The organism is Sphingomonas oligophenolica (assembly GCF_039522915.1).
In the GTDB taxonomy this organism is placed as follows: Bacteria; Pseudomonadota; Alphaproteobacteria; order Sphingomonadales; family Sphingomonadaceae; genus Sphingomonas; species Sphingomonas oligophenolica.
Genome location: NZ_BAAAEH010000040.1, coordinates 14,772 through 38,968 on the forward strand (window position 1 = coordinate 14,772; position 24,197 = coordinate 38,968).

The 24,197-nt window shown below is 63.7% G+C and carries 24 protein-coding genes; 9 read left to right on the plus strand and 15 right to left on the minus strand.

From position 1 onward, the window contains the following. Nucleotides 1–46: 46 nt before the first annotated feature. The 6 genes from ABD050_RS19905 to ABD050_RS19930 all read right to left on the minus strand — a co-directional run bounded on the left by ABD050_RS19905 (nt 47) and on the right by ABD050_RS19930 (nt 5,246). Complete coding sequence (locus tag ABD050_RS19905; RefSeq protein WP_343891249.1) at nt 47–1,885, minus strand: aspartyl protease family protein; 1,839 nt, start codon at nt 1,883–1,885, stop codon at nt 47–49. Nucleotides 1,886–1,965: 80 nt separating this feature from the next. Continuing rightward, on the minus strand, nt 1,966–2,121 hold the full coding sequence (locus ABD050_RS19910; RefSeq protein WP_343891250.1) for a hypothetical protein: 156 nt from the start codon (nt 2,119–2,121) through the stop codon (nt 1,966–1,968). A 157-nt stretch (nt 2,122–2,278) separates the two neighbouring features. Further along, a complete protein-coding gene (locus ABD050_RS19915) occupies nt 2,279–3,076 on the minus strand; it encodes a PDC sensor domain-containing protein (RefSeq protein WP_343891251.1) in 798 nt (265 codons plus the stop codon). 556 nt (nt 3,077–3,632) lie between these two features. Continuing rightward, nucleotides 3,633–4,436, minus strand: a complete 804-nt coding sequence (locus ABD050_RS19920) for a DUF6454 family protein (RefSeq protein ID WP_343891252.1) — start codon at nt 4,434–4,436, stop codon at nt 3,633–3,635. 145 nt (nt 4,437–4,581) lie between these two features. Further along, nucleotides 4,582–5,004, minus strand: coding sequence for a type II toxin-antitoxin system VapC family toxin (locus ABD050_RS19925; protein ID WP_343891253.1), 423 nt, complete (start codon nt 5,002–5,004; stop codon nt 4,582–4,584). Next, nucleotides 5,004–5,246 (minus strand): type II toxin-antitoxin system Phd/YefM family antitoxin, encoded by a 243-nt coding sequence (locus tag ABD050_RS19930; RefSeq protein WP_343891254.1) that lies wholly within the window; start codon nt 5,244–5,246, stop codon nt 5,004–5,006. The genes ABD050_RS19925 and ABD050_RS19930 overlap by 1 nt, the downstream gene beginning before the upstream one ends. A gap of 141 nt (nt 5,247–5,387) precedes the next feature. Here ABD050_RS19930 and ABD050_RS19935 point away from each other — a divergent pair, with 141 nt between their 5' ends. After that, a complete protein-coding gene (locus ABD050_RS19935; RefSeq protein WP_343891255.1) occupies nt 5,388–5,999 on the plus strand; it encodes a plasmid pRiA4b ORF-3 family protein in 612 nt (203 codons plus the stop codon). Between the two features lie 240 nt (nt 6,000–6,239). Beyond that, nucleotides 6,240–6,749, plus strand: coding sequence for a DUF2147 domain-containing protein (locus ABD050_RS19940; protein WP_343891256.1), 510 nt, complete (start codon nt 6,240–6,242; stop codon nt 6,747–6,749). Between the two features lie 136 nt (nt 6,750–6,885). Here ABD050_RS19940 and ABD050_RS19945 read toward each other — a convergent pair whose 3' ends face one another. Both ABD050_RS19945 and ABD050_RS19950 read right to left on the minus strand, forming a co-directional pair. Beyond that, nucleotides 6,886–7,455, minus strand: a complete 570-nt coding sequence (locus ABD050_RS19945; RefSeq protein ID WP_343891257.1) for a hypothetical protein — start codon at nt 7,453–7,455, stop codon at nt 6,886–6,888. A 284-nt stretch (nt 7,456–7,739) separates the two neighbouring features. After that, entirely contained in the window at nt 7,740–9,215 is a 1,476-nt protein-coding gene (locus tag ABD050_RS19950; RefSeq protein ID WP_343891258.1) for a lignostilbene-alpha,beta-dioxygenase, read from the minus strand. A 118-nt stretch (nt 9,216–9,333) separates the two neighbouring features. On the opposite strand from ABD050_RS19950, the gene ABD050_RS19955 reads away from it, so the two are divergent. Continuing rightward, on the plus strand, nt 9,334–10,239 hold the full coding sequence (locus tag ABD050_RS19955) for an AraC family transcriptional regulator (protein WP_343891419.1): 906 nt from the start codon (nt 9,334–9,336) through the stop codon (nt 10,237–10,239). A gap of 387 nt (nt 10,240–10,626) precedes the next feature. Here the strand turns inward: ABD050_RS19955 and ABD050_RS19960 are convergent, their stop codons facing one another. From ABD050_RS19960 to ABD050_RS19970, 3 genes are all read right to left on the minus strand, one after another. Further along, the gene (locus tag ABD050_RS19960) at nt 10,627–11,601 is read right to left on the minus strand and encodes a hypothetical protein (protein WP_343891259.1); all 975 of its coding nucleotides are present in this window, start codon (nt 11,599–11,601) and stop codon (nt 10,627–10,629) included. A 342-nt stretch (nt 11,602–11,943) separates the two neighbouring features. After that, complete coding sequence (locus tag ABD050_RS19965; RefSeq protein ID WP_343891260.1) at nt 11,944–13,077, minus strand: SIR2 family protein; 1,134 nt, start codon at nt 13,075–13,077, stop codon at nt 11,944–11,946. 207 nt (nt 13,078–13,284) lie between these two features. After that, on the minus strand, nt 13,285–15,585 hold the full coding sequence (locus ABD050_RS19970; protein ID WP_343891261.1) for an ATP-dependent helicase: 2,301 nt from the start codon (nt 15,583–15,585) through the stop codon (nt 13,285–13,287). A 150-nt stretch (nt 15,586–15,735) separates the two neighbouring features. On the opposite strand from ABD050_RS19970, the gene ABD050_RS19975 reads away from it, so the two are divergent. From ABD050_RS19975 to ABD050_RS19985, 3 genes are all read left to right on the plus strand, one after another. Next, complete coding sequence (locus ABD050_RS19975; protein ID WP_343891262.1) at nt 15,736–17,226, plus strand: amidohydrolase family protein; 1,491 nt, start codon at nt 15,736–15,738, stop codon at nt 17,224–17,226. 75 nt (nt 17,227–17,301) lie between these two features. Continuing rightward, complete coding sequence (locus ABD050_RS19980; protein WP_343891263.1) at nt 17,302–17,574, plus strand: CopG family ribbon-helix-helix protein; 273 nt, start codon at nt 17,302–17,304, stop codon at nt 17,572–17,574. Further along, on the plus strand, nt 17,562–17,867 hold the full coding sequence (locus tag ABD050_RS19985) for a type II toxin-antitoxin system RelE/ParE family toxin (RefSeq protein WP_343891264.1): 306 nt from the start codon (nt 17,562–17,564) through the stop codon (nt 17,865–17,867). The genes ABD050_RS19980 and ABD050_RS19985 overlap by 13 nt, the downstream gene beginning before the upstream one ends. A 19-nt stretch (nt 17,868–17,886) precedes the next feature. Here ABD050_RS19985 and ABD050_RS19990 read toward each other — a convergent pair whose 3' ends face one another. The 3 genes from ABD050_RS19990 to ABD050_RS20000 are packed head-to-tail and all read right to left on the minus strand — an operon-like array spanning nt 17,887 to nt 19,592. Beyond that, on the minus strand, nt 17,887–18,462 hold the full coding sequence (locus ABD050_RS19990; protein ID WP_343891265.1) for a DUF1348 family protein: 576 nt from the start codon (nt 18,460–18,462) through the stop codon (nt 17,887–17,889). Then, nucleotides 18,362–18,994: a pyridoxamine 5'-phosphate oxidase family protein gene (locus ABD050_RS19995; RefSeq protein WP_343891266.1), complete on the minus strand. Its 633-nt coding sequence runs from the start codon at nt 18,992–18,994 to the stop codon at nt 18,362–18,364. Before ABD050_RS19995 ends, ABD050_RS19990 begins: the two co-directional genes overlap by 101 nt. 55 nt (nt 18,995–19,049) lie before the next feature. Further along, nucleotides 19,050–19,592: a carboxymuconolactone decarboxylase family protein gene (locus tag ABD050_RS20000; RefSeq protein ID WP_343891267.1), complete on the minus strand. Its 543-nt coding sequence runs from the start codon at nt 19,590–19,592 to the stop codon at nt 19,050–19,052. A gap of 115 nt (nt 19,593–19,707) precedes the next feature. Here ABD050_RS20000 and ABD050_RS20005 point away from each other — a divergent pair, with 115 nt between their 5' ends. Genes ABD050_RS20005 through ABD050_RS20015 form a run of 3 tightly spaced genes read left to right on the plus strand, consistent with a single transcriptional unit; the run spans nt 19,708 to nt 23,683 of the window. Continuing rightward, nucleotides 19,708–20,613, plus strand: a complete 906-nt coding sequence (locus ABD050_RS20005) for a LysR family transcriptional regulator (RefSeq protein ID WP_343891268.1) — start codon at nt 19,708–19,710, stop codon at nt 20,611–20,613. A 60-nt stretch (nt 20,614–20,673) separates the two neighbouring features. Then, nucleotides 20,674–22,326 carry an inorganic phosphate transporter gene (locus tag ABD050_RS20010; RefSeq protein WP_343891269.1) on the plus strand — a complete coding sequence of 551 codons (1,653 nt, stop codon included), beginning with the start codon at nt 20,674–20,676 and terminating at the stop codon, nt 22,324–22,326. Nucleotides 22,327–22,381: 55 nt separating this feature from the next. Next, the gene (locus tag ABD050_RS20015; RefSeq protein WP_343891270.1) at nt 22,382–23,683 is read left to right on the plus strand and encodes an MFS transporter; all 1,302 of its coding nucleotides are present in this window, start codon (nt 22,382–22,384) and stop codon (nt 23,681–23,683) included. Here ABD050_RS20015 and rsmD read toward each other — a convergent pair. Beyond that, on the minus strand, nt 23,661–24,197 hold the full coding sequence (rsmD, locus tag ABD050_RS20020) for a 16S rRNA (guanine(966)-N(2))-methyltransferase RsmD (RefSeq protein ID WP_343891272.1): 537 nt from the start codon (nt 24,195–24,197) through the stop codon (nt 23,661–23,663). The genes ABD050_RS20015 and rsmD overlap by 23 nt on opposite strands.

Here is a 24,197-nt window from a genome sequence, read left to right on the forward strand (position 1 = left end):
TTGCCGGTACCGGGGTTGAATCGGCAGCGTTGGTGGCGCCGGCTGGCTAGTCGGGCGCTCCCGCCAAGCCGATCTTCCTTGCTCTTTCGGGCAGATCCGGCTCGAGCGCGACGGCGGCGGCGATGTCGGTTTTTGCCTGGGCGGCAAGGCCCTGTTTCTGCTCGATGATACCGCGGCCGTAGAGCGACCAGGCGAGCTTCGGTTCGATCGCCAGCGCCGCCTGGTAATCAGCCATCGCCTTGTCGAGATCGCCATTGCGCAGGCGGGCGAGACCGCGGCTGCCGAGATAGGCGGCGGTGTGCGGGCGGAGCTTCAGCGCACGATCGCAATCCGAGATCGCCCCGGCGAGATCATGCCCGGCGAGCGCGCGTGCCCAGCAGCGGCCGTTGAGCGCATTCGGCATCCGGCTGTCATCGGGATGGGCTGCGATCCAGCGATCATATTGCGGGATCGCCGCATCGAGATCGCCGACCGCCTCATAGGCATGGCCGAGCTCCAGGCGCTTGTCCGAAGGCGCGGCGAGCACGCGATCGGCCGTGTCGAGATCGGCGCGGGCGGCTGCCCTGTCGCCGCCGCGCAGCCGGAGGTTGGCGCGGAGCAACAGCGCATCGGCATGGTCGGGCTTGAGCGTCAGCGCGCGCTCGAGATCAGCCATTGCCATCGGGCGTCGCCCGGTCCGCAGCAGGACGAGCGCGCGCTGGTAGCGATAGTCGGCATTGTCCGGCGCGAGCTCGCAGGCGCGCGTGAGATCGGCGAGCGCCGACACGAAATCGAGCCGCGCGGCCCGGGCATTGCCGCGCAGGCTGTAGTCAGCGGCGGTGACGGGTTCGGGCCCGTCAGCCGGCTTCGCCTCCGGAGGTTTTGCCGCGTCCGGTGCCGCCGGGGCGGGCGTCGCCGTCGGGGCGGCGTTCGCGATCGTCTGGGGTTCGGCCACATGGGTTTCCTGCGGCCTGACGCTCAGGTCGAACACGCGGCCGCCATTATAGGTGAAATACATCTTGTGCTGCGCGTTCGACACATAGATCCGGTGCGACAGGAAGAAGTCGGCGCCGAGCAGCATGTCGAAATCGACATCGCCGAGATCGCCGAACCGCAGATGGATCTTCCGGATTTCCTCGTCGCCGATCTTGAGGCTCTGAAAGGGGCCGATCCAGGTGCGCGCCGTGTGGCGGCCGAGGCCGCTGCTGAACCCGGCGCTGGTTACGCCGGGGCTGTCCGGCTTTACGCCGGCACGGGCGGCGGCGGCGCTCGTCAGCATCGACACGGGCGCGCCGGTATCGAAGACGGCGCGAATCTTCACGCCATTGAGGAGGACAGTGCCGGCGGTGTGATATCGCGCCTCGGACGGCGTTTCGATGTCGAGCTGCGAGATGGGTTTGTCCGCCGCCCAGTAAGCGAGGATGGTGTGGGGGCAGTTGTGCGGCTTGAGCAGGCGGATCGCCGCATTGGCGAGATCATATTCGACATCGTCGAGGCCAAGGACGTTCTGGCCGAGCAGGCCGGCATTGCCGCCGACCTCGCTGCCGCCGACGAGGAACTGGACATGGTGGAGAATCGACGGGCCGAGTCCGAAATCCTTCGGAATCGCAATCGACATGTTCGCCTCGCCGCCGATCCCCCTGACGATGAGGCCTGGCGGCGCCGATTGCAGCTTGAGCCCGAGCTCGGCGGCCGTGCCGGGGGAAATCGAGCTGTAAAAGGCGCCGCTGTCAGCGATGAACCTGACCTCATGCCCGTCGATCGTGGCGGGCACCATCGGGCGCAGGCCGACCATGGTGACCGGGAATTCGAGGAATTTGTCGACGGAGCATTTGGTTTCGGCAGCGGCGGCGCCGGGAAGCGCCCCGGCCGCGAGGGCGGCGAGGAGTGCCAGCAATGTCCGCACTTTATGCCCCCTCTGGTGAGAGTCGTCAGTCGCTGGTGTTTGCGCCGGGGCGCGGCCCGGTCAAGGGCGGAAAGAGGTTGTCAGGCGGAGACCCTGTCGCGCGGGCCGGCGATCAGGTTCTTCAGGACCGCAATGCGCTGGCGATCTTCGGTGGCGTCGCGCGAGGGGTGTGCCTGGATGCGATCGAGCAGGAACCGCAGTTCCTTTTCCCATTTGTGCGTGTCGAGCTGCGACATGGATGCCTCCTCTCCGGTGGGTTCGCGGCTGAAACGAATGCCCGGGATTGCGGGTTCCGTCCGGCCGTGCGGCGAGCCTGCCCGATGGGCTTGCGCGGGGCCCGAAGGCCGGGAGGATGTGCCCCGGGGAGCAATCAGGGCAACAGGCTAGCCTATCCTACCGCCCGACCCGGACGAGCACGAACCGCCAGCCGGTCGCGTCCGATGTCCGGAAGATGGCGGTGCGATCGTCGTTGCGGAACCGGTAATGCACAACCCCTTCGCGCTGCCCCAGGATGGTCTTGACCGCTGCCTTGAGCGAGGAGTCCCCCATGTCGGACGGGAAGGCGAACATGAGGTCCGGATCCTTGTGGATCGCCGTCTTGCCGGTGGAATCGAGCGCATAGAAGGTCAGGTCGGCAGGCAACAGGCCATGGTCGGTCACCAGTTGCGAGATCAGCCTGGCGCGCAAGGTGACGCCGATCGCGGCCACGACCTTGCCGTCGCGCATCACCGGTGTGGCCACGACGATCGAACGGTGCCCGGTTGCCTTGCTGACGACGAGGCTGCCGACGACATCCTTGCCCGCCATCAGCCCCGGGAAATAGGCACGGTCGCTGAGATTGTCGGGGCTCTGGCCGATGGCGGTCGTCGCATAGCTGCCGTCAGGCTGGACATAGGAGATCGTCGCGGCCGTCGGCAGATCGGCGCTCAGTCGCTCCAGCGCCGGCCTGATCCTGGCCCAGTCCCCACTCCGGGCGTCCGAGGTCACCGCCAGGGCCTTGATGCTGCGCAGGACGCCGGCGAGATGCTCCTCGACCATGGCCTGATAGGCGGCGAGGGCGAGGGTGCCATCCACCTTGAACGCAGCCACGGGCCGTGCGGGTTTGGCGGGGCCAGGCGAGGAAGCAAAGCCGGGGGAGGATAGTGCGAGACAGGCGGCAAAGGCAGCGCACGGGAACGCAGGACGAAGCATGAGAGCTCTCCTCGATCGCACTGGAGCGCAGGCGGAAACGCGCTACGACAGGCGATGGGAGTATCCCATTGCAGCGAGGCGCTGGCCAGCTTTTTCAGGAGGCCAAGGCTCCGCGCGGGAAATCCGGACGCCGGATTTGGGCGCATCGTGAAAAGCTGAAAACCGCTACCTGTCCCCCCGCCTTGGCCCGCCAGTACGTCCAACCGCGGCTCCGGTTTTCCGCTGTTCCCTGCTGTTACCCGCGATTTTTTATTTTCGCCGCTGTTATGTTGGATTTTTCGTCCGATTTTCTCGATCGTTATCAGTATCTTACCGGAAATCCCGCTGTTATCGAATATCAGCGGGAAAACAGCGGGGAACAGCGACGATAACAGCGGCGAGGAACAGCGGGATCAGCGGAGGAACAGCGGGCCTGTCGGAATGGCAGCGCCGCCGGCTGAAGAAAACGGTCATATCAAAGAGCAGGGGCGGAACCCGGGCAGCATCCCACCCGTACGCGGTCCTTTCACAATCTCCCCCAGCGTTGAATCGAACCAACCCATTCCCGATCGCATCGTCACGCTTCCCGATCGTCGAGCCTGAAATGGAACAGGCGGCTCGGGCCGTCTTCCGGCAAGAGAAAGAGATCGCGGCCCTTCAGCGCCATGCCTTCGCCGGTGTAGGGCCTGGCGCGATCGGTGACGCCGGTGCGCTCCGTCCGCAGGAGCTTCATCGAGGGCCAGTCGATCCAGTCGATCGTCCCGCTGAGCGGCGTTACCGTGCCGCTTGCGACAAGCCGGCCGCCCACGAGCTTGATGTCCTGATAGGCCGTCGCGAAAGGGTTGGGCACGACCCGGAGCTGTTTCCCGCTGCGCAGATCGAAGATGCGCAGCAGCCGGCTGTCCCAATTGCCCGCGATGAGAATGGTATCCGAGACCGCCACGCAGCCGAGATGGTCAGCGACATGGATCCTGCGGCGGATCTGCAGGCTGTCGGTGTCGATCTCTTCGAGCGTGGCTGAGCTGTTCGGCGTCATTTCAGCGACGGCGACCCAGATCGAGCCGCCGTGCAGCGAGAGCCCGCCGGGATGATAGCGGGGGCCGTCGGTGAGCTCGAGGCGCCGCAGCAAGGCGCCGCTATGCCGGTCGAATTCGTGGAGATAGGCTTTGCGGTTGGCGCGATCGACCGAGGTGACCCAGATGCGCCGGCTGTCGAGATCGACCCCCTGGACGTGGAAGACCTCGCCGTCGAGGGGGAGGATATCGACGAGCTGCGCGTCCTGGATCGGCTCGCTGATTTCCTGCTGCGCGGTGGCCGCGGTGAGGCCGAGCAGCAGCAGGGAGAGGGCGGTGAGGGTGGTCCGTATCGTCTTGCGGGTCATGTCGTGACGCCTCCGGGGCTTTCGGCTCATCCGCTGGGGATGCGCGGCCGGTAGCGTCGGTTTGCGACGGTGATGTGAATGGGCGGTGGGGTGCGGAATGATCTTGGCGGAGGCGACCGATGTCGGCGCGAACGCTGCGGCCGTTTCAGGGCATCAGCATGCGAACGCCCAGCGCGGTTGCCGCGGTCGCCAACAGCCTGTCCAGCGTTACCATCACCTGGCCGGCCCCGGCCGCAACGGCGAGATGGAGAGCATCGCCGGCGCGCAGCCCGAGATCGACATGGTCGATGAAGCCGGCGGCGGTCGCGAAATGGGCCTCGGTGACCGGCAGCATGGTGAGGCTGGCGGCGCGCAGGTTCGTCCAGGCGGCGATCACCTCGGCGCGCTGTTCTGGGGTAAGGGCGCCGGTGCGAACCTTGATCGCCAGCGCGCTCGACACCTCGGTCAGTGCCCAGCCGCTGACATAGAGGCTGCCGGCGTCCTGCGCGGCGAGCCATGCGTGAATGCGGGCGGTTGAGTCTTCAGGGAGGAGTGCCGCGATGATGACCGAGGTGTCGAGGTAGAGCATTAGCTGCGATCGCTATCCCGCATGTGGCGGACCATGTCGGCCGCGCTTTCGGGCTGGGCCGGCAGGCGCTCGGTGAGCGCGTGGAGCGCCGCGGCATCGACCCTGGCTTTGACGGGGCTGGGCGGGGTCAGCCGCGCAGCGAGCTTGCCACGGCGGACGATGTCGATCGTCTCGCCGGTCTCGGCGCGATCGACGAGCTCGCTGAGATGGGCCTTGGCGTCGGCGAGGTTGATGCGGTCCATTGAAGCTCCTGACTAGTTTGGTGACTATATCGCTGCCGTGGGCGTCGCGCAACCGGGAGGGGCTGATGCGGATCGTCGGCGTCGGACGCGACCGTGATCCGGGACTGGACAGCGGAAACCACGCGCGGCAGCTTAAGCGACATGAGTGAGACCATTGCCCGCCTGCGCATCGCCCTGTCCGATAGCGACCCGGAGATCTGGCGGACGGTCGACGTGCCGCTCGGCGCCAACCTCAGGATGCTCCACGACATCGTCCAGGCAGCGATGGGCTGGCAGGACCATCATCTGTGGGAGTTCGAGGTGGCCGGCCGGCGCTATGGCCGGCCCGATCCTCATTGGAGGGACGGCAACCTGTTCGCCGCGAGCAACATCAGGCTCAAGGCGCTGGTCGATCGCGGTGTCGGGCAGTTTGGCTATACCTATGACATGGGCGACGACTGGCACCACGACATCGCCATCGAACGCGTCGAACCGGGCCAGCCGGGCACGGAATATCCGCGCTATGTCGGGGGCGCGCGCCGCTGCCCGCCCGAGGATGTCGGCGGCATCCCGGGTTTCGAGAATTTTCTCGATGCCATCGCGAACGCCGACCATCCCGAGCACCAGGACATGACTGACTGGCATTTCGCGGGGTACCGGACGGCGTTCGACCCGGACCTCGTCGACGAGCTTGCGGCAAGGCGGCGCATCGGCACCATCGTCAAACGCCGCGCGGCCGGGAAAGCCGCCTATGCCAAACAGCAATCCGGGTGAGCGGGGCGCGATATCGCCAAGCGGCTCATCGCGTTTCGCGAGAGGGCGCGTCGGCTGTCGGTTTGCGACGGTGATGTGAATGGGGGCGGGCTCGCTGCCCGAGAGGGGCGTCGCTTCCCCCTGTCGCGCTCCGGGGACCGCGACACGGCCGCGCGGCAAGCGACGGCCTCGCCAATCGCCGCGACGATCAGGGCGGAGTGTGGTAAACCGGCCGCAAGTCGCCACGGCACGGTAAGACCGATGATGATGCTGAACGGAGCGAAGCCCCCGGTCTTGCCGCGCGGGCTGTTGCGCCTGGTGCGCTGGCTGCCTCCCATATTGCTGTGCCTGGCCGTTCCTTCCCCATGCGTCGGCGGCGCCCCGGTTACCGAGGGCGTGTGGCTCATGGACGCGAAGGTGGCCGTCCAGATCTTCGATTGCGGCGAGATGATGTGCGGGCGGATCATCTGGCTCATCATACCGCGCGACGCGCAGGGCGTGCTGAACCGTGACCTGCGAAACCCCGATGCGGCGCTCCGGCAACGCCCGCTGTGCGGCATGACGATCCTCTGGGCGCTGCATCCGGTGGGCAGCGATAAGTGGGAGGGCGGCTGGTTTTACAATCCGTTCGACGGCGAGACCTATCGCGTTTCGGCGCGGCTCAAATCCGCCGATGTGATGACCGCGCGCATCTATCGCGGGCTGCCGCTGTTCGGGAAGACCAAGACGCTGCAGCGCGTAGTGCATGGGACGGTGGAGGGGTGGTGTTGATTGGGGGACGCTGGCGGGGGCGGTAATCGTTCTTGGGTCCGGTGACAGTCACCTATCTCGGACTGGAAGGCGCTAGTTATCGGATTGGTAGGCCAATTAAGTGGACTCTTACCGTAATTCCGGTGCCGAGGCGCGCTCAGCCGCGAGGGCGGATCAGCAGGTTGGTGTAGAGAAATTCGCCGGTCGAGCAGACGATGCTCACGACCGGCTTCGCCGCCGTGAAGGCGAACTGCTTCTCATGGCCGTCGACTGACACAGTGACATGCGTGCCGTCATAGAGGACCGAAAAGGGTATTTCGGCGCCGCTCGCGATGGCGATGGGCTGCATATCCGGTTTCTTCCCGGTTTCTCTGATCGAATAGGCGACGATGGAGGCGGCGGGGTTTTTCTTGTCGGCCGGAACCATGTCGAATTCGAAACCCGCCCAAGCCTGATCGGACGGGCCCGGCTGATCGGAGGCGTTGCTGATCGCCAGGCGCGCGAGCGGCAGATATTCCTTGCTGGCGGCGACCTGATTCAGCCTTACCTTGCCGGCGACGGTGAAGGGAGCCGCGCCCGCCGGCAGGATCAGTTCCGAGAAATGATTTGCGGCGGTGTCGCAATCATAGGTGATGCCTGAGTCCTGCGGGGTTTGCGCGAACGCTGTCGTGGGGACCGCGGCGAGCGCTGCCGCGATGATGGCGACGCGCAAAGAGTGTAACGGCATGATTTCCCCCCGGTTCGTGATTCCCGCGACTTCAGCTGACTTGTGGCGCTGCGTCAATCATCCCGCTCACAGCCGGAGTGAGGCGGCGTTGCGGCCTCGGTCGAGCGGCGAGAGGTAGGTCTCGGGGGACGGCATATCAGAGTCTTAGTTTGGGGACTGTTGCACCGGTCTCCGTAACTCCCAGTAACGAGTCCTACTTTCTGTCACGGCGCCAGCGCTCAGATAGTTTGGGGGTAATTGCACGTGTCACCGTAATTCCACCCCCAATTAGGCGCACTCTCCCGTTACGCAGAGCAGCTTGTCTTCGGCAATTTTGACCGGTCAGCCCAGGTGCCGTGCAAGCCGTTGCGGGTGCGGAACGGCAGGTGGATGCGTGCAATCGGACCATCTTCGATCCGCAAGGCCTGAAGGATCACCAGATCGGTGTAGTTGGTGACCTGATTATCGACCAGCGCCAGCAGCCAGCCATCGCCTTCGGCTGCATCGGCGGACTTCGGGATGAATTGCGGTTCCTGGATCAGGGACTGCGGTCCGCAGAACCAGGTTTTTTCTTCGCCGGTCTTTCGGTTGAAATGGCCGATCTTGTTCATCCGGAAGCCGGATGCCCGCACGCCTTCGCCCTCGTACGGCATGTCCGGGTCCATCACGAGCATCCAGCCATGCTCATAGGGCTGGCCGATGTACCGGTCATCGATCCGGGGAAATTCGCCGATCAGATCGGACACGCGCTCAACCGAAACGAAATCGTCGGTTGGCGATGCCATGTCCACGATCCAGCGATGCAGATACGGTCTCGCCGCGATGGGATCGAACGGGGCGTCGTTGATATCCGGGAAGAAGGGGAAGGCGTTGCCCTCGGCCTGGGGGATATCGAAGATGATGCGGGTGCCCTCGTTACAGGCGTTCATCACATGGCTGGCGAAGATCGTTTTCGGCGCCTTGAACAGGCGCATGTCCCTGGCCTGTCCACGGCGTGGCAGCACCGCGAGGTAGACCGGCAGCGAGGTGTCAAAGCCGAAATGGGGCTTGTTGGCCTTCAACCGGTCCCAGTTCGATGTGATGGGACACAGGTGAAAGACCGCATAATCCTGCGTGATCGTGAAATCGTGCATCATGCAGTAATAGGGGACTTCGAAGAAGGTCTCGAACAGCAGCTCACCTTCGGGACTGATCTCCATGTAGGACACATCGCGGCTTAGAAGCCCGGTGGCGGCGTAGCCGAAATTGCAAAGGTTTCCGCTGGCCGGGTCGATCTTTGGGTGCGCGGAAAAGGTCTGGTTGCGCATCTTGCCGTTGAAGTCGGAAAACCCCTCGGTCTCCAGCGTGAGCGGATCCATCACCAGCGGCGGGCTGTCTTCCTTGAGCGCCAGCAGCTTGCCCGCATGGACGATCGGCGTGGTGTTTGCGGTGGAGCGGATCATGCCCTTTACGGATTCATCGTCGGTCAGGGGATTGCGATAGGCCCCGAACAGGGCCTTTCCCGCCTTGCGTTCCGCCTTCAGCTTGTCGGTCAGCGCATAACGCTGTTTGAGATCGACCCGGCCATTGCGAAAATCGAACTGCGTGATGAGCCCGTCCCCGTTGAAGAACTGGTCGTCATCGAACCTGGGCGGGAACTGGGCGTCGGGCTGGACGCGCTGATACGTCCCGTCGATTTCGGGCGGCACCGTACCTTCGATGTCGAGATCGAGCAGGTCGCACTCAAGCCGCACCGGCTTCAGTGCATGGATGAAGGCGCGGGTTTGCGGAAAATGGGACATGTCTGCCTATCCTCTCCTTGCGGCCGAGCTTTCCTGATCAGCCATGCGCGGAGCATAGGATGGTCGCCTTGTGACAAAAATTCACAAAACCACCTAGTTCATGGTACTTTTCATCACGATGATCGAAACAAGCCTTTCGGCCAATCCCGCATCGCCGCGCGCGGCGCCAGTCGTGGCCGTACCCGGGGAGCAGGCATTCGCACTTGCCCGCCGCGCGCCGGATGGAGTGGCTGGCCGGGCTGGCTTTCCTGTCGCCCCCCATGTCCATCCCGATATGCTGCAGATCATTCTCGCGATGTCGGGAAACTGCTGCTTCACGATCGATGGCGAACGCCATCAGGTGGAGGCACCCTGTCTGATTACTGTTCCAGGAGGGGGTGTCCATGGCTTCGAAGTGGGGCCGGCGGTCAGGGGCTGGGCGGTGACGATCGCGCATCAACGCGTGCTTGACCTGGTGGTCAATCGTGGCCTGGACATCGGATTCCTGCTGCGCCGCTCGTACATCGCGGGATTTGGGACGAATCGGAGATGTCTGCACGACCTTGCGATCGCGCTGCGGAACCTTTGCGGGGAATCCGGCGGCGGACTGGACGGCGAGGCGGTCTGCGTCGAGGCACTGCAACGGATTGTCCTGGTTCACGTGCTGCGGACGATCCGGCAAGGACAAGAGCCGGGTGGTTCAAAGGATAACCGTGATCGGGACTTGTTCCTCGAATTTCGGGCAATGGTCGAACGCATTTTTCTGACCGAGCGCGGCATGGCGCGCTATGTCGCGGCGCTACGGTGCAGCCATGTCCGGCTGAATCGCGCCTGCATGCGGTTTGCCGGCCTCTCAGCCAAGGGGGTCATTCTCGATCGCCTGGCTGACGAGGCGCGCCGCCGGCTGATCTATACCACATCTTCCGCCACCCAAATCGGCTATGCGCTGGGCTTTGCCGAGCCATCCTATTTCGTACGGTTTTTCCGGAGGCATACCGGCATGACGCCGGGCCAGTTCCGGAAGGCGAACACATCCGGCAGGTGATGCAACCGCAATGTGAAGGCGCGGGAGCGGGCGCTGGATACGTGCCGTGTCACCGAAATCCCACATGTTGTGCTACAAAATTGACGCCGCCGGATGCCGCTTTTAGCGCTCTTGCTTTTCGTTGTCGTCGTCCGTCACCTCGACGAATTGGCCGGTGCAGGCAATAAATCACTCTGGCCCCTTTTCCACTTTACTTCTGTTGCATCCCCAGTGCGCAGATAGTTAGGGGGGTATTGCACGTGTCACCGCAATTCCCTCAAATGTCCGGGCAACTTATTACGTTGCCGAAAGGAGGGACGGGGGCGGCATGTCCGAGAAGCCTATTGGGAGTTTGCGGACAGGTGCATCAGTCAGCGTAATTCCCCAAAAATTAACAATATTCTAATCTCACGCAGACCCCTCAGCCCTAAGTCTCGCGAGTAGCGCAGCCGTCTCCTTTATAAGAAAACCCACATCCGGACTAGTGTCTCCTTTGGTTTCACGATAACGGATTGCGCGCTGGCGAACATCCCGCATCATATCCAGAAACTGATTCTTCTGATCATCGTCCCATTTGTCAAAATGGCGCGCAGCTACGCCCACGAATTGACGGCTAGTTTTAAAAGGGTAGTGCCGATTGTTGTCCTCGAAAATTTGTTTCGTCAAACGCACATTAGCATCGTAAAATAATTTAAATGCCTTATCGCTATCGATCTCAGCGACCGCTTTCTTCATTTCGAATCGAGAATAGTAATTATCTATTCTTCTTAAACGCGGTTCCTTTTTCTTTCTCTCTCTAGAGTAGGCATTATCAAAGGCAATCTGAGCTCCATCTAAGTCATCGTATGACGTACTTGCGATACCGACTTGCAACCAGTAGTCTGAGTTATTTACCGTATCGCGAACAGAGCGAATTTGATTGTAATAACTCATTATCATCGGGTGCTTGTTGGCTTCGCTGAGCATAGGCTCAATTGCGCCGTATCTCATCAACTCAACTCTCAGGTCTGCTAGATATGAATCGTAATCTTCCGCTTCGGCTGCGGCCGCGTAGAGTGTATATAAGCAGTGCACTATGTCCGAATCGTCGGCAAAGTTCTTCAAAATATGCGAACTAAGGAGACCCGAACGTGGGCTCAAATCGTCTCCGGAAACGCTCATAAAATTCGCGAACTGCTCAGAATAGTTACGAATTATTCGTCTTATTGAATCAATTTTGAAGAATGTTTGCCAATCGTTTATCTCAAATCGAAATCCAAGAGAGCTAACTATAAACGCACTCACGAATACTAAAAGCGCCTTTCGATCGAAAGTCAAAGGAGTTAGTAGGCGGCGAATGTCATCTTGAACTTTATCAGATCTAATGACTTCAAGCAGTGCCAAATATAGTGAGCCAGATAGATTAGATCGAAGATAGCTTGCTTTTCCAGCGGCACTCAAGCCGGCTCGCTCCCCCCACAGTCCCGAGAAATTGATCAATTCCGAGAAATTTTGGAGGTCAGATTCTTCCAGTCGTCCCAGATAGCATTCGACAGCTGGGCCGAAACCAGAGGAGCGCTCGACCGCTCCAGCTATAAGCTCGTGTGAAACTGTCCGCTCGGAAAGTACAATTCGGTGCGTGGGCCGTCGGCGCGCAACATAAGCTTTTATCTGATCTATAAAAGCTCCGTATCCGTCAAAAATTACGCAAACAAAAGTGTCGCGTTGAGCAAGTCTCTCGAGATCTTAAAAAAGATGCGGTCCCTGAGAGGCAATATAAACTTCATAATCATTATTAATGAAGTGCTTTGCTGCGAGCAAGCATGCACAGCTTTTGCCAGATGCTAACTCTCCGTGTATAAAAATATCCCGCCCTTTGCCGGCATCGATGGCAGAAAGGGCCTGGGTAAGCTGCGCCCGCGGTCCGATGTATGATGTATTTGGAAGTGGCTCAGCGGAAAGAAGAAATTCCTTTTCAGCGACCCGACCATAGACCAGTTGACGATAAACCAGTTCTGCCGAGGATGCAGAGCCTAATCGCTCTTTTACTTGGATGCGCCGTAGCTCTGTGAATAAGGCATTTTCTACTGGAACATACGAGGAAGAAACGTCCGTTAGGCGGGTATATAGGTCATCAAATCCACCCGTTCTTACTTCACCATACGAACTTAGAGTTTCAAGTTCAACATCGTCTGTGTCAGGCGAAACGTAAATAATCGTTTTTCGTGAAATTTCGGGGTCTATCAGCAGCAATCTGACGATATCGAGATCAGCCATACTATAGCCAATAAAAATAATGCTTCGTGAAGTCCTTATGTCTACCAAAAAACGATGGGACCAATCTGAGTCTTGAAATTCATTAACAGAATAACTAATATCAGTTAGTACCGCGTCTTTATTAAAGGAGTCCGGTTTTATAGAGTCTATGTAGCCATTTAAGTGAACAACTGCTCCTTGTGGTGCAGTAGATGGGTCATCAGTGAGAGTAAAAGAAGATACGAGGCAGTGGCCGCGACGTGAATATTCAATCGCGTCATCGTAATTTGTCGTATATATTCGTAGCCAAGGAAGTCTATAGAGAGTCTGCAATCTATCATCAACCTCTACGACCTTAAGACGATCTCTTAACAGGGCCAGTAGGCGATCTGGGCCTAATTTTCCTAGTGCGAACTGAGAAATTCTCTGGAGGCTGTGGCGACCCTCATCAATTCCGAACTCTTTATGTAGCAAATTTGCTAGCGTTCTACCGTTGGGCAGTTTCTCGTCGCTCAAAGCCTTCGCAAGGAAGCCGACCCCAGAGCCAACAAACAGCATTGCGGTGCCGTCGAGAGCGTGCCTCAATGCTTGAGTGGATCTGTGCTCGCTAGGTTCAGTAGTCAACTCGTCCTCCCCTTTCGTCAATGCTAGTCGAGGTTCGCGACTTGCGCAAATCGGAGGTAGTCCGAGGCGACACTGGAGAGACCGCTGTTGCTGACAGCCCAGCTCCAGCAATGTTCGGACGGTGCTTGGCGATGACCAGCTTGCGATCGTCAGACACGCACAGCAATCGAGCTTAGAATTTTCTCGATGTCGGTTGCTCGCCCAAGTTCACCCCAGCGACACAAAACTATCCATAACCCGCTTGCGCCCGGCACTCTCGAAATCGATCTCGAGCTTATTCCCCTCGATCTCGGCAATCTCGCCATAGCCGAACTTCTGGTGGAACACGCGCATCCCCACCGACAGATCGTCCCGCCCCTTGTTCCCGATACTCACCGCGCTCGCCCGTGCCTCCACCACCCGCGAAGGCTCGCGCGTGAAGGTACGGCTGGTGAAGCCCCCACCCGGGTTCACGCCCGCCGCGCGCTGCCAGCCCGGGCCTCTCCCGGTGCCGCGCGCCACATCCGCAAAGGGATCGGCGCGTTCGGACCAGTTGGCGCGCCACAGGCTCTCGCCGCCCGACATGCTGTTCTCGCTCTCGATATGCGCGTCGGGCAGTTCGTTGACGAAGCGGCTGGGGAGCGAGCTGGTCCACTGGCCGTAGATGCGGCGATTGGCGGCGTGGAGGATGACCGCGCGGCGGCGGGCGCGGGTGATCGCGACATAGGCGAGGCGGCGTTCCTCCTCGAGGCTGGCATTGCCGCCCTCGTCGAGCGCGCGCTGCGAGGGGAACAGGCCTTCCTCCCAGCCGACCAGGAAGACGGTGTCATATTCGAGCCCCTTGGCGGCGTGGATCGTCATGATCGTCACCTTGGCCTCGTCAGCCTGGGCCTCATTGTCCATCACCAGGCTGACATGCTCGAGGAAGGCGCCGAGATTCTCGTACTCCTCCATCGCGCGGACGAGCTCGGTGAGGTTCTCGAGCCGGCCGGCGGCCTCGGCTGACTTTTCGGCCTGCCACATGCCGGTATAGCCGCTCTCGTCGAGGATCTGGCGGGCGAGCTCGGGATGGGGCAGATCGGCCGCCATGCTGCGCCAGCGCGCCATGTCGCCGACGAGATTGCCGAGCGCGCGGCGTGCTTGCGAGGTCAGCTCGTCGGTATCGAGGATTCGCGCTGCGGCGACGGTGAGCGGCACGCCCTCGGCGCGGGCGAGCTGGTGGACCTTCTGCACCGCCTTGTCGCCGAGGCCGCGCTTGGGGACGTTGACGATGCGCTCGAAGGCGAGGTCGTCGGCGGGCTGGGCGACGACGCGCAGATAGGCGAGCGCGTCGCGGATCTCGGCGCGCTCGTAGAAGCGGAAACCGCCGACGATGCGATAGGGCATGCCGATGCTGATGAAGCGGTCCTCGAACTCGCGGGTCTGGTGCTGGGCGCGGACGAGGATGGCGATGTCGTCGATGCTCTTGCCGGCGCGCTGGCAGGCCTCGATCTCCTCGCCGACGCGGCGCGCTTCCTCGGGGCCGTCCCAGATGCCGAGTACCTTGACCTTCTCGCCGTCCTGCTCGTTGGTCCAGAGCGTCTTGCCGAGGCGGCCGCTGTTATTGGCGATGACGCCCGAGGCCGCGGCGAGGATGTGGGGGGTGGAGCGGTAATTCTGTTCGAGGCGGATGACTTTCGCGCCGGGAAAATCCTTCTCGAACTTCAGGATATTCTCGACCTGGGCGCCGCGCCACGAATAGATCGACTGGTCGTCGTCGCCGACGCAGCAGAGATTCTTGCGCTCCTGGGCGAGGAGGCGGAGCCAGAGATACTGGACGCTGTTGGTGTCCTGATATTCGTCGACCATGATATATTTGAAGCGGCGCTGGTAATCGGCGAGCACCTCGCGGTCGCGCTTCAGGATGGTCAGCATGTGGAGCAGCAGGTCGCCGAAATCGCAGGCGTTGAGCGCGATGAGGCGGGCCTGGTAGGCTGCGTACATCTCCTTGCCGCGGCCGTTTGCGTAGAGCTCGCTTTCGCCGGCGTCGATATCGGCCGGGGTGAGGCCCTTGTTCTTCCACTGGTCGATCAGGCCGGCGAGCTGGCGGGCGGGCCAGCGTTTCTCGTCGAGATCAGCGGCGAGGATGAGCTGCTTGAGCAGGCGGAGCTGGTCGTCGGTGTCGAGGATGGTGAAGTTGGAGTGAAGCCCGACCAGCTCGGCATGGCGGCGCAGCATCTTGGCGCCGATCGCATGGAAGGTGCCGAGCCAGGGCATGCCCTCGACGACATCGCCGACGATGCGGCCCACGCGGTGGCGCATCTCGCGCGCCGCCTTATTGGTGAAGGTGACGCTGAGGATCTCGGAGGGCCAGGCCTTCTTCGTGTAGAGCAGATGGGCGAGGCGGGCGGTGAGCGCGGCCGTCTTGCCGGTGCCGGCGCCGGCCAGGACGAGGACCGGGCCTTCGGTGGTGAGCACGGCTTCGCGCTGCGGGGCGTTGAGGCCGGCGAGATAGGGCGGGTCCTGGGGTGTGGGCGCGGGGAGACTCATCGGTGAACAGGTAGGGAACGGGAAGGGTGGGGGCAAGCTAAACTCCCTTCTCACACTTCTCCCGGCGGGAGAGGGAAAGAAGATTGCCCAGCCGCACGCGCTCCGCCACCATCACGCCATCGCACGATTTCTCCGGAAAGAGCCCCGGCCATGATTCGACGCATTCCCATCCTGCTCGCCTCGGTCGCGCTCGTAGCGGCGTCGCCGAAGGTCGATATGGCCGCCCGCATCCTCCCGCCGCCCGCAGCGCCGGGCGAGGCGGTGAAGCCGTTCGTGAAAATGCCGGCCGGCAAGACCGCGCTGGCGCATGTGCGGGTGATCGACGGCGCCGGCGCGCCGGCCGTGGAGGATCGGACCGTGCTGATCGACGGCGGCAGGATCGTAGCGGTGCAGGCGGGGAGCGATCCGGTCCCGGCCGGCTATGCCGTGAGCGACCTTAGCGGCGACAGCGTGATGCCCGGGATCGTCGGCATGCACGACCATCAATATTATATCGCGCGGCCCAATCTCGATGCGAGCGGGCATTCGGACGCGCCGCTGATGGTGCCGCAAATGGCCTTTTCCTCGCCGCGGCTCTATCTCGCCTCGGGCGTGACGACCTTGCGCACGACCGGCAGCGTCGAGCCCTATACCGATCTCAACATGAAGGCGGCGATCGATGCGGGCACCTTGCCGGGGCCACATATGGACGTGACCGGGCCCTATCTCGAAGGATCGGGCAGCCCGTTCATCCAGATGCATCCGCTGAAGGATGCGGCGGATGCCACGCGCACGGTGAATTTCTGGGCGGACCAGGGCGCGACCTCGTTCAAGGCCTATATGAATATCAGCCGGGCCGAGCTGAAGGCGGCGATCGAGGCGGCGCATGCGCGGGGGCTGAAGGTCACCGGGCATCTCTGCTCAGTGAGCTATCCCGAGGCGGCGGCGCTCGGCATCGACGATCTCGAACATGGTTTCTGGGTCAACACCCAGCTCGACCCGGGCAAAGCGCCCGATGTGTGTCCCGACAGCAGCGGCGGGCCGACCTTGCAGGCGATGACCGCGGAGAGCGCCGAGGGGAAGGCGCTGATCGCGCTGCTGGTCGCGCATCATGTCGCGGTGACCTCGACATTGCCGGTGTTCGAGGGATCGTCGCCGCACTATCGCACGCTGCCGCCGCGCCAGCTCGAACTGATGAGCCCCGAGGCGCGGACCGATTATTTCTATGTCCGCACTTTGGGGCTGGCGCGCCCGGCGGCGCGCACCGCGCAGGCCGCCGCGATGTGGGGCAATGAGCTTGGGCTCGAACGCGCCTTCGTCGCTGCGGGCGGGCTGCTGCTTGCCGGGCCTGACCCGACCGGGGGCGGGCAGGTGCTCCCCGGCTTCGGCGACCAGCGCGCGATCGAGCTGCTGGTGGAGGCCGGGTTCTCGCCGGTCGAGGCGATCCGGATCGGGACGCTCAACGGGGCCACCTATCTCGGGCTGGCCGACCGGATCGGCTCGATCGCGGCGGGCAAACATGCCGATCTGGTGGTGGTGAAGGGCGATCCCTCGACGAAGATCGCCGACATCGAGAATGTCGTGACGGTGTTCAAGGACGGCGTCGGCTATGATCCGGCACCGCTGCTTGCCTCGGTGCGGGGGCGGTACGGGCAATATTGAGCCGGGACGATGTTGCCAGCTTATCGCTGATTGATTATATCAACAGGTAGTACCTTACGATACCGGGAAGCGCTCATGGCAACCTCGCTGAAGATCGATGACGAGCTGAAGGGCCGGGTTCAGCAGCTTGCCGCTTTGCGGGACCGCTCGCCGCACTGGATCATGCGCGAGGCGATCAAGCAATATGTCGAGCATGAGGAAGCGCGGGAGAGTTTCAGAGCGGAAGCGATGGCATCATGGACTGCCTATCGGGAAACCGGGCGGCACCTGACCGGGGCTGAGGTCAGCGGGTGGCTGAATGACTGGGGCTCTGAGGGAGAAACGGAACGCCCCGAGTGCCACGACTGATCGTCACCGAAGGAGCGGCAGAGGGGATGGTTCGATGCCGGCGGTTTCTCGTCGGCAAAAGCCCGGACGCGGCGAAGCGCGCTGGCCAGACGATTTCCCGCAGGCTTGGGGCGCTTGAGACCAACCCCGGTATAGGCCGGCCGTTCGACCTTGAAGTCGGGCTGCGCGAACTCGTGATAAGCTTCGGGGATTCGGGCTATGTGGCCTTGTATCGCCACGAGCCCGATGACGATGCCGTCTATGTGCTCGCCTTCCGGCATCAGCGCGAAGCGGGCTATCAGGGCGGAACCTGATCGCGCGAGATTGCTGCGCTCAGCCGTTCACGCCCGCCAGCCCGGGATAGTCGAGCGGGCGCGGGCCGGGCGCGTCCCACAGGAAGCGGCGATCGGCTTCAGCGATCGGCACGTCGTTCACCGATGCCTCCCGCCGCCGCATCAGGCCGTTTTCGGCGAACTCCCATTGCTCGTTGCCATAGCAGCGATACCATTGGCCCTCGGTGCGGCATTCATACTGGAAGCGCACCGCGATGCGGTTGTCGGTGAACGCCCAGAGATCCTTGACCAGCCGATATTCCTCCTCGCGCGCCCATTTGGCGGTGAGCAGATCGATGATCGCGGCACGGCCGGTGAGGAAGCGGTCGCGGTTCCGCCAGGCGCTGTCGATCGTGTAGGCGAGCGCGACCCGAGCCGGGTCGCGGCTGTTCCAGGCGTCTTCCGCCGCGCGGATCTTCTGCAGCGCCGTCTCGCGGGTGAAGGGCGGGAAGGGTGGGCGGGGCGTTTGATGTCGGTCATGCTGGGCCTTTCGTGGCGGCGAGCTGCTCGCGCAGCGCGCGGTTTTCGGCTTCGAGTTCGGCGAGGCGTGTCTGGAGCGGCGCGACGGCGGCGGCAATCTCGCTTTCGGTAAAGCGCGGCGTGATGTGCTGCGGGCAGTTCCAGTCGAACGCCTCGAGATGGAGCAGGAAGGCGCGCTCGGGGATGGCGCGATAGCCGGGCAGCATCAGCCTTTCCGCAAGAGCGGGATCATCGGCGAGTTCGCGCACCTCGACATGGGCGTAGAGTTTCATGCGGGCGCGGCGGGGATAGTCCATCATGATCAGCGCGACACGGTCGTTCGCATTGGTGTTGCCGAGGCTGATATATTGGCGGTTGCCGCGGAAATCGGGGAAGGCGAGCGTCCTGTCGTCGATCAGCTTGACGAAGCCGGCCGGGCCGCCGCGATGCTGGACATAGGGCCAGCCCGTCTCCGACACGCTCGCCATGTAGAAGCTGTCGCGCGCGGCGATGAAGGCCTGTTCGTCGGGGCCGAAGCGATCGAAGCGGCGGTGCGCGCCGGCCTTGTCGTAAAGGCCGGCGCTGCCGTTCGCCACCTGCGCCGCGTGGACGCTCGGGGTGGTTGCGATGTCGAGAAAGCCATAGGCCATGGCGACGCTCCATGAGGTGCCGGCGGACCGGGGCCGGTCCGCCGACGGGGATCGGTCAGGCTGCGTCGGCGAGGACGACGGGGAAGTCGATGTCGGTCTCGGCGACGTTGTTGATATAGTTGGTCAGCACGTTCAGCGCGACGGTGGCGACGATCTCGATCACCTGCGCCTCGGTGAAGCCGGCGAGGCGGACGGCGGCGAGGTCGGCATCGCTGACCTTGCCCCGCGCTTCCAGCACCTTGCGGGCGAAGACGACCGCCGCGTCGGCCCTGGCGTCGCCCGAATGGCCCGCGCGGTTGAGCGCTATCTCCACCTCGTCGATCCTGGCGAGGTTCAGGCCGAGATAGGAATGCGCCGACAGGCAATAGTCACAGCCATTGGCCTGGGCGATGGCGAGCGCGATCCGCTCGCGGGTCTTTGCGTCAAGGGTGCGGGCAAGCGCTGCGTTGAGGCCGAGATAGCCTTCGAGCGCCGCCGGACTGGTGCCGACGAGACGGAAGAGATTGGGAACGACGCCGAGCTGCTTCTCGACGGCGTCGAGCATCGGCTGCGACGTGGCGGGAGCGTCTTCGCGGGCGGGAATGGTGAGGCGGGACATGGGTTTCTCCAGAAGCGGGCGGCCCGATGCCGTCTGCCCATTGAAGATGCCACTGAAGTCCATTTGTGATAATGCCTTCGTTGTACACTTCACTCATGCGGAAATCGGGATAATCATGGACCGGCTCGACATGCTGCGCACCTTTGTGACGGTTGCCGACGAGGCGAGCTTCGCCGAGGCGGCGCGGCGGATGCGGATTTCTCCGACCGCGGCCAGCCGGGCGGTCGCGGCGCTCGAGGCGTCGCTGGGCACGGCCTTGCTGCGGCGCACGACGCGGTCGGTGCGGCTGACCGAAGACGGCGCGGCCTATCTCGCGCGATGCCGGGCCGCCCTCGCCGAGCTCGACGATGCAGCGCTGGCGCTGCGCGGCGCGGGTGCTGCGCCCGGCGGAACGATGGTGATCACCGCGCCGATCGTGTTCGGCCGGCTCCATATCCTGCCGGTGGTGACGCAGTTGTTGCGCGACCATCCGGCGCTCTCCATCCGGCTGACGCTGAGCGACAGGATCGTGCGGCTGGTCGATGAGGGGATCGATATCGCGGTACGGATCGGAGACCTTTCGGACAGCGCGCTATATGCCGCGAAGCTGGCCGAGGTGCGCCGCATCCTGGTCGCCAGCCCCGCCTATCTGGCGGAGCGCGGTTTACCGGCCAATGTGCCGGCGCTGCATGGCCATGACCTGATCTCCTTCGCCGGCCTGGACGCCGAGAATGAATGGCGCTTCGGCCCGGCCGGCAAGCCGGCGATCCGGATCAGTCCCCGGCTGACGGTAAACAGTGCCGATGCGGCGATTGCGGCGGCGGTCGCGGGGCTTGGAGTCGCGCGCGTGCTGTCTTATCAGGCGATGGACGCAATCGCGGCGGGCGGGCTGATCGCCGTGCTCGACGCGGCGGCGCCGCCACCGCTGCCCGTTCACCTCGTCTATCAGGCGGGTCGCGGCGCATCGGTCAATGTGAGGGCATTCATCGACGCCGCACGCGGCCATTTCAAGGACTTGGGGCCGTTGACGGCGGAGGCTTGATCGCGGTCAAAACATTTTTGTCATCAACCTGTCACACAAGCGCGCGAAGCGAGGGGCGCCATGGCAACAACCTATTCTGCGCTGCCCGAGTCGGCCGCGCGCGCACCACACGGGCCCCTGCTCGACACATCATTGCCACGCGCGGGCCGCTGGGCTTTCCTGGCGGTGCTGTTCGGCGCGCTCGCTTATGCCGGGTTCAGCATCTTCGTCGATACCGCGCAGGTCGGCGAGACGATGGCGATGGGGGTGTTCCTGTTCCTCGGGCTGGCGCTGCTGATCGCGCTCGGCTTCGAGTTCGTGAACGGGTTCCACGACACCGCCAATGCGGTGGCGACCGTGATCTACACCCATTCGATGCCGGCGCCGCTCGCGGTCGTCTGGTCGGGGTTCTTCAATTTCCTGGGCGTGATGCTGTCGAGCGGGGCGGTCGCCTATTCGATCGTGACCTTGCTGCCGGTCGACCTCATCCTGCATGTCGGCAGCAATTCGGGCTTTGCGATGATCTTCGCGCTGTTGCTGGCGGCGGTGATCTGGAATCTCGCGACCTGGTTCGTCGGCCTGCCCAATTCGTCGAGCCATGCGCTGATCGGCTCGATCCTCGGCGTCGGCCTCGCCAACCAGCTGATCTCGGCGAGCACCAGCGGCACCTCGGGCGTCGACTGGGCGCAGGCGGAGAAAGTGCTTTCGGCATTGCTGTTCAGCCCGCTGGTCGGGTTTGTCGGCTCGTTGCTCCTGCTGCTGCTGATGAAGCTCGTGCTGCGCAGCCCGAAGCTCTACCGCGAGCCTGAGGGCAATGCCCCGCCGCCCCGCGGCATCCGCGCCACCCTGATCGCGACCTGCACCGCCGTCTCCTTCTTCCATGGCAGCAATGACGGGCAGAAGGGCATGGGGCTGATCATGCTGATCCTGATCGGCTGCGCGCCGACCGCCTATGCGCTCAACCGGACGGTGCCGGCGAGCGCGACTCCGGCCTTCGTCCAGACCGCGACCGCGGCGGCGAATGCGTTTTCGGCGCATGGCGGCGATGCGGCGGTGGCTGACCTTCCCGAGGCGCGCGCGGTGCTGACCCATGTGCTCGAGGCCCGGCAGGCGGCCAATCCGGCCGCCTATAGCGCGATCGCGGTGCTCTCGCGCGACGTGAGCCAGCGGATCGGCAATTACGGCTCGCTCGGCAACGTGCCGGCCAAGGCGACGCCCAATCTGCGCAACGACATGTATCTGGTGCACGGCACGGCGCAGCTGGTGGTGAAGGACAAGGCAGCGGCGGCGACCTTCTCGCCGGCCGAGCTGAAGACGATCGGCTCCTATCTGAAGGGGCTCGAGCAGGGCACGCGCTACATCCCGCTCTGGGTGAAGATCATCGTCGCGATCGCGCTCGGCCTTGGCACGATGATCGGCTGGAAGCGGATCGTCGTCACGGTCGGCGAGCGGATCGGCAAGAGCCATCTCACCTACGGCATGGGCGCCTCGGCCGAGCTGGTCGCGGCGGTGACCATCATGCTTGCCGACCAGTTTGCGCTGCCGGTCTCGACCACGCATATCCTGTCGAGCGGCGTCGCCGGCGCATCGGTTGCGAACGGATCGGGGCTGCGGGCGCGGACGATCGTCAATATGGCGCTTGCCTGGGTGATGACGCTGCCGGCGGCGATGCTGCTCTCGGGCGGTCTCTACTGGCTGTTGCTGACTCTGCTCGACGCATTCGGCGCGCGCTGAAGGGCCGGCGAGAAGCGCCATTCGACAAGCCCGTGCCGTTTGTTATGGTACCGGCATGAACGCCGCAGCCACCGCACCGCATTCGATGTCCACCCACCGCCGCGTGTTGCTGGCGAGCCTGATCGGGACGGCAATCGAATTCTACGATTTCTATATCTACGCGACCGCCGCCTCGCTCGTGTTCGGCGCCCTGTTCTTTCCGAGCGCATCGCCCGCGGCGCAGCAGCTGCTGGCCTTCGCGACGCTTGCGGTTGCGTTCGTGGCGCGGCCGGTCGGCTCGCTTGTGTTCGGGCATTTCGGCGACCGGGTCGGGCGGAAATCGACTCTGGTCGCCTCGCTGCTGACGATGGGCATCTCGACGACGTTGGTCGCGTTCCTGCCGAGCTATGCCAGTGCCGGCTGGATCGCGCCGCTCGCCTTGTGCGTGCTGCGCTTCGGCCAGGGCTTCGGGCTTGGCGGCGAATGGGGCGGGGCAGCGCTGCTTGCGGTCGAGAATGCGCCGCCGGGGTGGCGCGCGCGCTACGGCATGTTCCCGCAACTCGGCGCGCCGGTCGGGTTCATCGCGGCCAACGGGCTGTTCCTGCTGCTCGGGCTGTGGCTGACGCCGGCCCAGTTCCACGACTGGGGCTGGCGGATTCCCTTCGCGCTGAGCGCCCTGCTGGTCGGCGTGGGGCTGTGGATCAGGTTGCGGCTGGCCGAGACGCCCGAATTCGCCGCGTCGCTCGCCGAGGCGCCGCCGCCGCGCGTGCCGCTGGCCGAGCTGGTGCGGCTGCATCCCGGGCCGTTGCTGATCGGGACGTTCGGCGCGGTGGCCTGCTTTGCGCTCTATTATATCTCGACCGCCTTCGCGCTCAGCTACGGCACCAAGACGCTCGGCTATGCGACCCAGCCATTTCTCGCCGTTCAGCTCGGCGCGATCCTGTTCATGGCGCTCGGGATCGTCGCCTCGGCCTGGCTCGCCGACCGGCACTGGGATGAGCGGCGCGTGCTGATGGGAGGCTGTGTCGCCACGATCGGCATAGGCTACGTGATGGCGCCGATGATGGGCAGCGGATCGCTGCTGCTGGTGTTCGTCTATCTGGCGGTGGCGCTGATGCTGATGGGCTTCGTCTATGGGCCGCTCGGCGCCTGGCTGCCGAGCCTGTTCCCGCCGCGCGTGCGCTACACCGGCGTGTCGATGGCGTTCAACGTGGCCGGCGTGCTGGGCGGAGGACTGACGCCGGTGGTCGCGACGGCGCTGGCGAGCTGGGGCGGGCTGGCGCCTGTGGGCTATTATGCCAGCGGCGCTGCGCTGGTCAGCCTGGTAGCGTTGGCCCTGGCTGGCTCCCCGGGGGTCAGGCGCGTCGCAGCAGCGTGATCTTGCCCTTGCCATGGACGCGCTCCACGTCAGTGGCGAAACCCTCGACCTCGACCGTCTCGTTCTTCGCGGTCTCGATGCTGATCCAGGTCGACTCGTCAGCCCAGCCGAGCCGGCCGAGCTTGTCGAGCGCCACCGCGCCAGCGCCGGTGCCATAAGGCGGGTCCATCAGGATCAGGTCATAAGGCTTGGTCGCCGGCGGCAGCGCCAGCACTGATTGGGCCCGCACATCGGCTTTTGCGCCGAGCTTGGCGATATTGGCCTTGAGCGCGTCGACGGCGGGACGGTCCTGCTCGACGAAAACGCAGGACGCTGCGCCGCGCGACAGCGCCTCGAGGCCGAGCGCGCCCGAGCCTGCGAAGAGATCGGCAACAGCGAGATCCTCGAAGCTGCCGAGGCGGCTGGCGAGCATCGAGAACAGCGCCTCGCGCATCCGGTCAGCCGTGGGGCGGGTGGCTTCGCCCTTTGGGGCGATGATGGGACGGCCACGCCATTGGCCGGCGATGATGCGCAT

Coding starts and splice junctions, on each gene's coding strand:
- ABD050_RS20015 (WP_343891270.1), top strand. CDS start 22,382: ATGAACGCCGCAGCCACCGCACCGCATTCGATGTCCACCCACCGCCGC.
- ABD050_RS19925 (WP_343891253.1), bottom strand. CDS start 5,004: ATGCTCTACCTCGACACCTCGGTCATCATCGCGGCACTCCTCCCTGAA.
- ABD050_RS19935 (WP_343891255.1), top strand. CDS start 5,388: ATGAGTGAGACCATTGCCCGCCTGCGCATCGCCCTGTCCGATAGCGAC.
- ABD050_RS19955 (WP_343891419.1), top strand. CDS start 9,334: ATGATCGAAACAAGCCTTTCGGCCAATCCCGCATCGCCGCGCGCGGCG.
- ABD050_RS19945 (WP_343891257.1), bottom strand. CDS start 7,455: ATGCCGTTACACTCTTTGCGCGTCGCCATCATCGCGGCAGCGCTCGCC.
- ABD050_RS19910 (WP_343891250.1), bottom strand. CDS start 2,121: ATGTCGCAGCTCGACACGCACAAATGGGAAAAGGAACTGCGGTTCCTG.
- ABD050_RS19940 (WP_343891256.1), top strand. CDS start 6,240: ATGATGATGCTGAACGGAGCGAAGCCCCCGGTCTTGCCGCGCGGGCTG.
- ABD050_RS19920 (WP_343891252.1), bottom strand. CDS start 4,436: ATGACCCGCAAGACGATACGGACCACCCTCACCGCCCTCTCCCTGCTG.
- ABD050_RS19930 (WP_343891254.1), bottom strand. CDS start 5,246: ATGGACCGCATCAACCTCGCCGACGCCAAGGCCCATCTCAGCGAGCTC.
- ABD050_RS19950 (WP_343891258.1), bottom strand. CDS start 9,215: ATGTCCCATTTTCCGCAAACCCGCGCCTTCATCCATGCACTGAAGCCG.
- ABD050_RS19915 (WP_343891251.1), bottom strand. CDS start 3,076: ATGCTTCGTCCTGCGTTCCCGTGCGCTGCCTTTGCCGCCTGTCTCGCA.
- ABD050_RS19980 (WP_343891263.1), top strand. CDS start 17,302: ATGGCAACCTCGCTGAAGATCGATGACGAGCTGAAGGGCCGGGTTCAG.
- ABD050_RS20005 (WP_343891268.1), top strand. CDS start 19,708: ATGGACCGGCTCGACATGCTGCGCACCTTTGTGACGGTTGCCGACGAG.
- ABD050_RS19975 (WP_343891262.1), top strand. CDS start 15,736: ATGATTCGACGCATTCCCATCCTGCTCGCCTCGGTCGCGCTCGTAGCG.
- ABD050_RS20010 (WP_343891269.1), top strand. CDS start 20,674: ATGGCAACAACCTATTCTGCGCTGCCCGAGTCGGCCGCGCGCGCACCA.
- ABD050_RS19970 (WP_343891261.1), bottom strand. CDS start 15,585: ATGAGTCTCCCCGCGCCCACACCCCAGGACCCGCCCTATCTCGCCGGC.
- rsmD (WP_343891272.1), bottom strand. CDS start 24,197: ATGCGCATCATCGCCGGCCAATGGCGTGGCCGTCCCATCATCGCCCCA.
- ABD050_RS20000 (WP_343891267.1), bottom strand. CDS start 19,592: ATGTCCCGCCTCACCATTCCCGCCCGCGAAGACGCTCCCGCCACGTCG.
- ABD050_RS19995 (WP_343891266.1), bottom strand. CDS start 18,994: ATGGCCTATGGCTTTCTCGACATCGCAACCACCCCGAGCGTCCACGCG.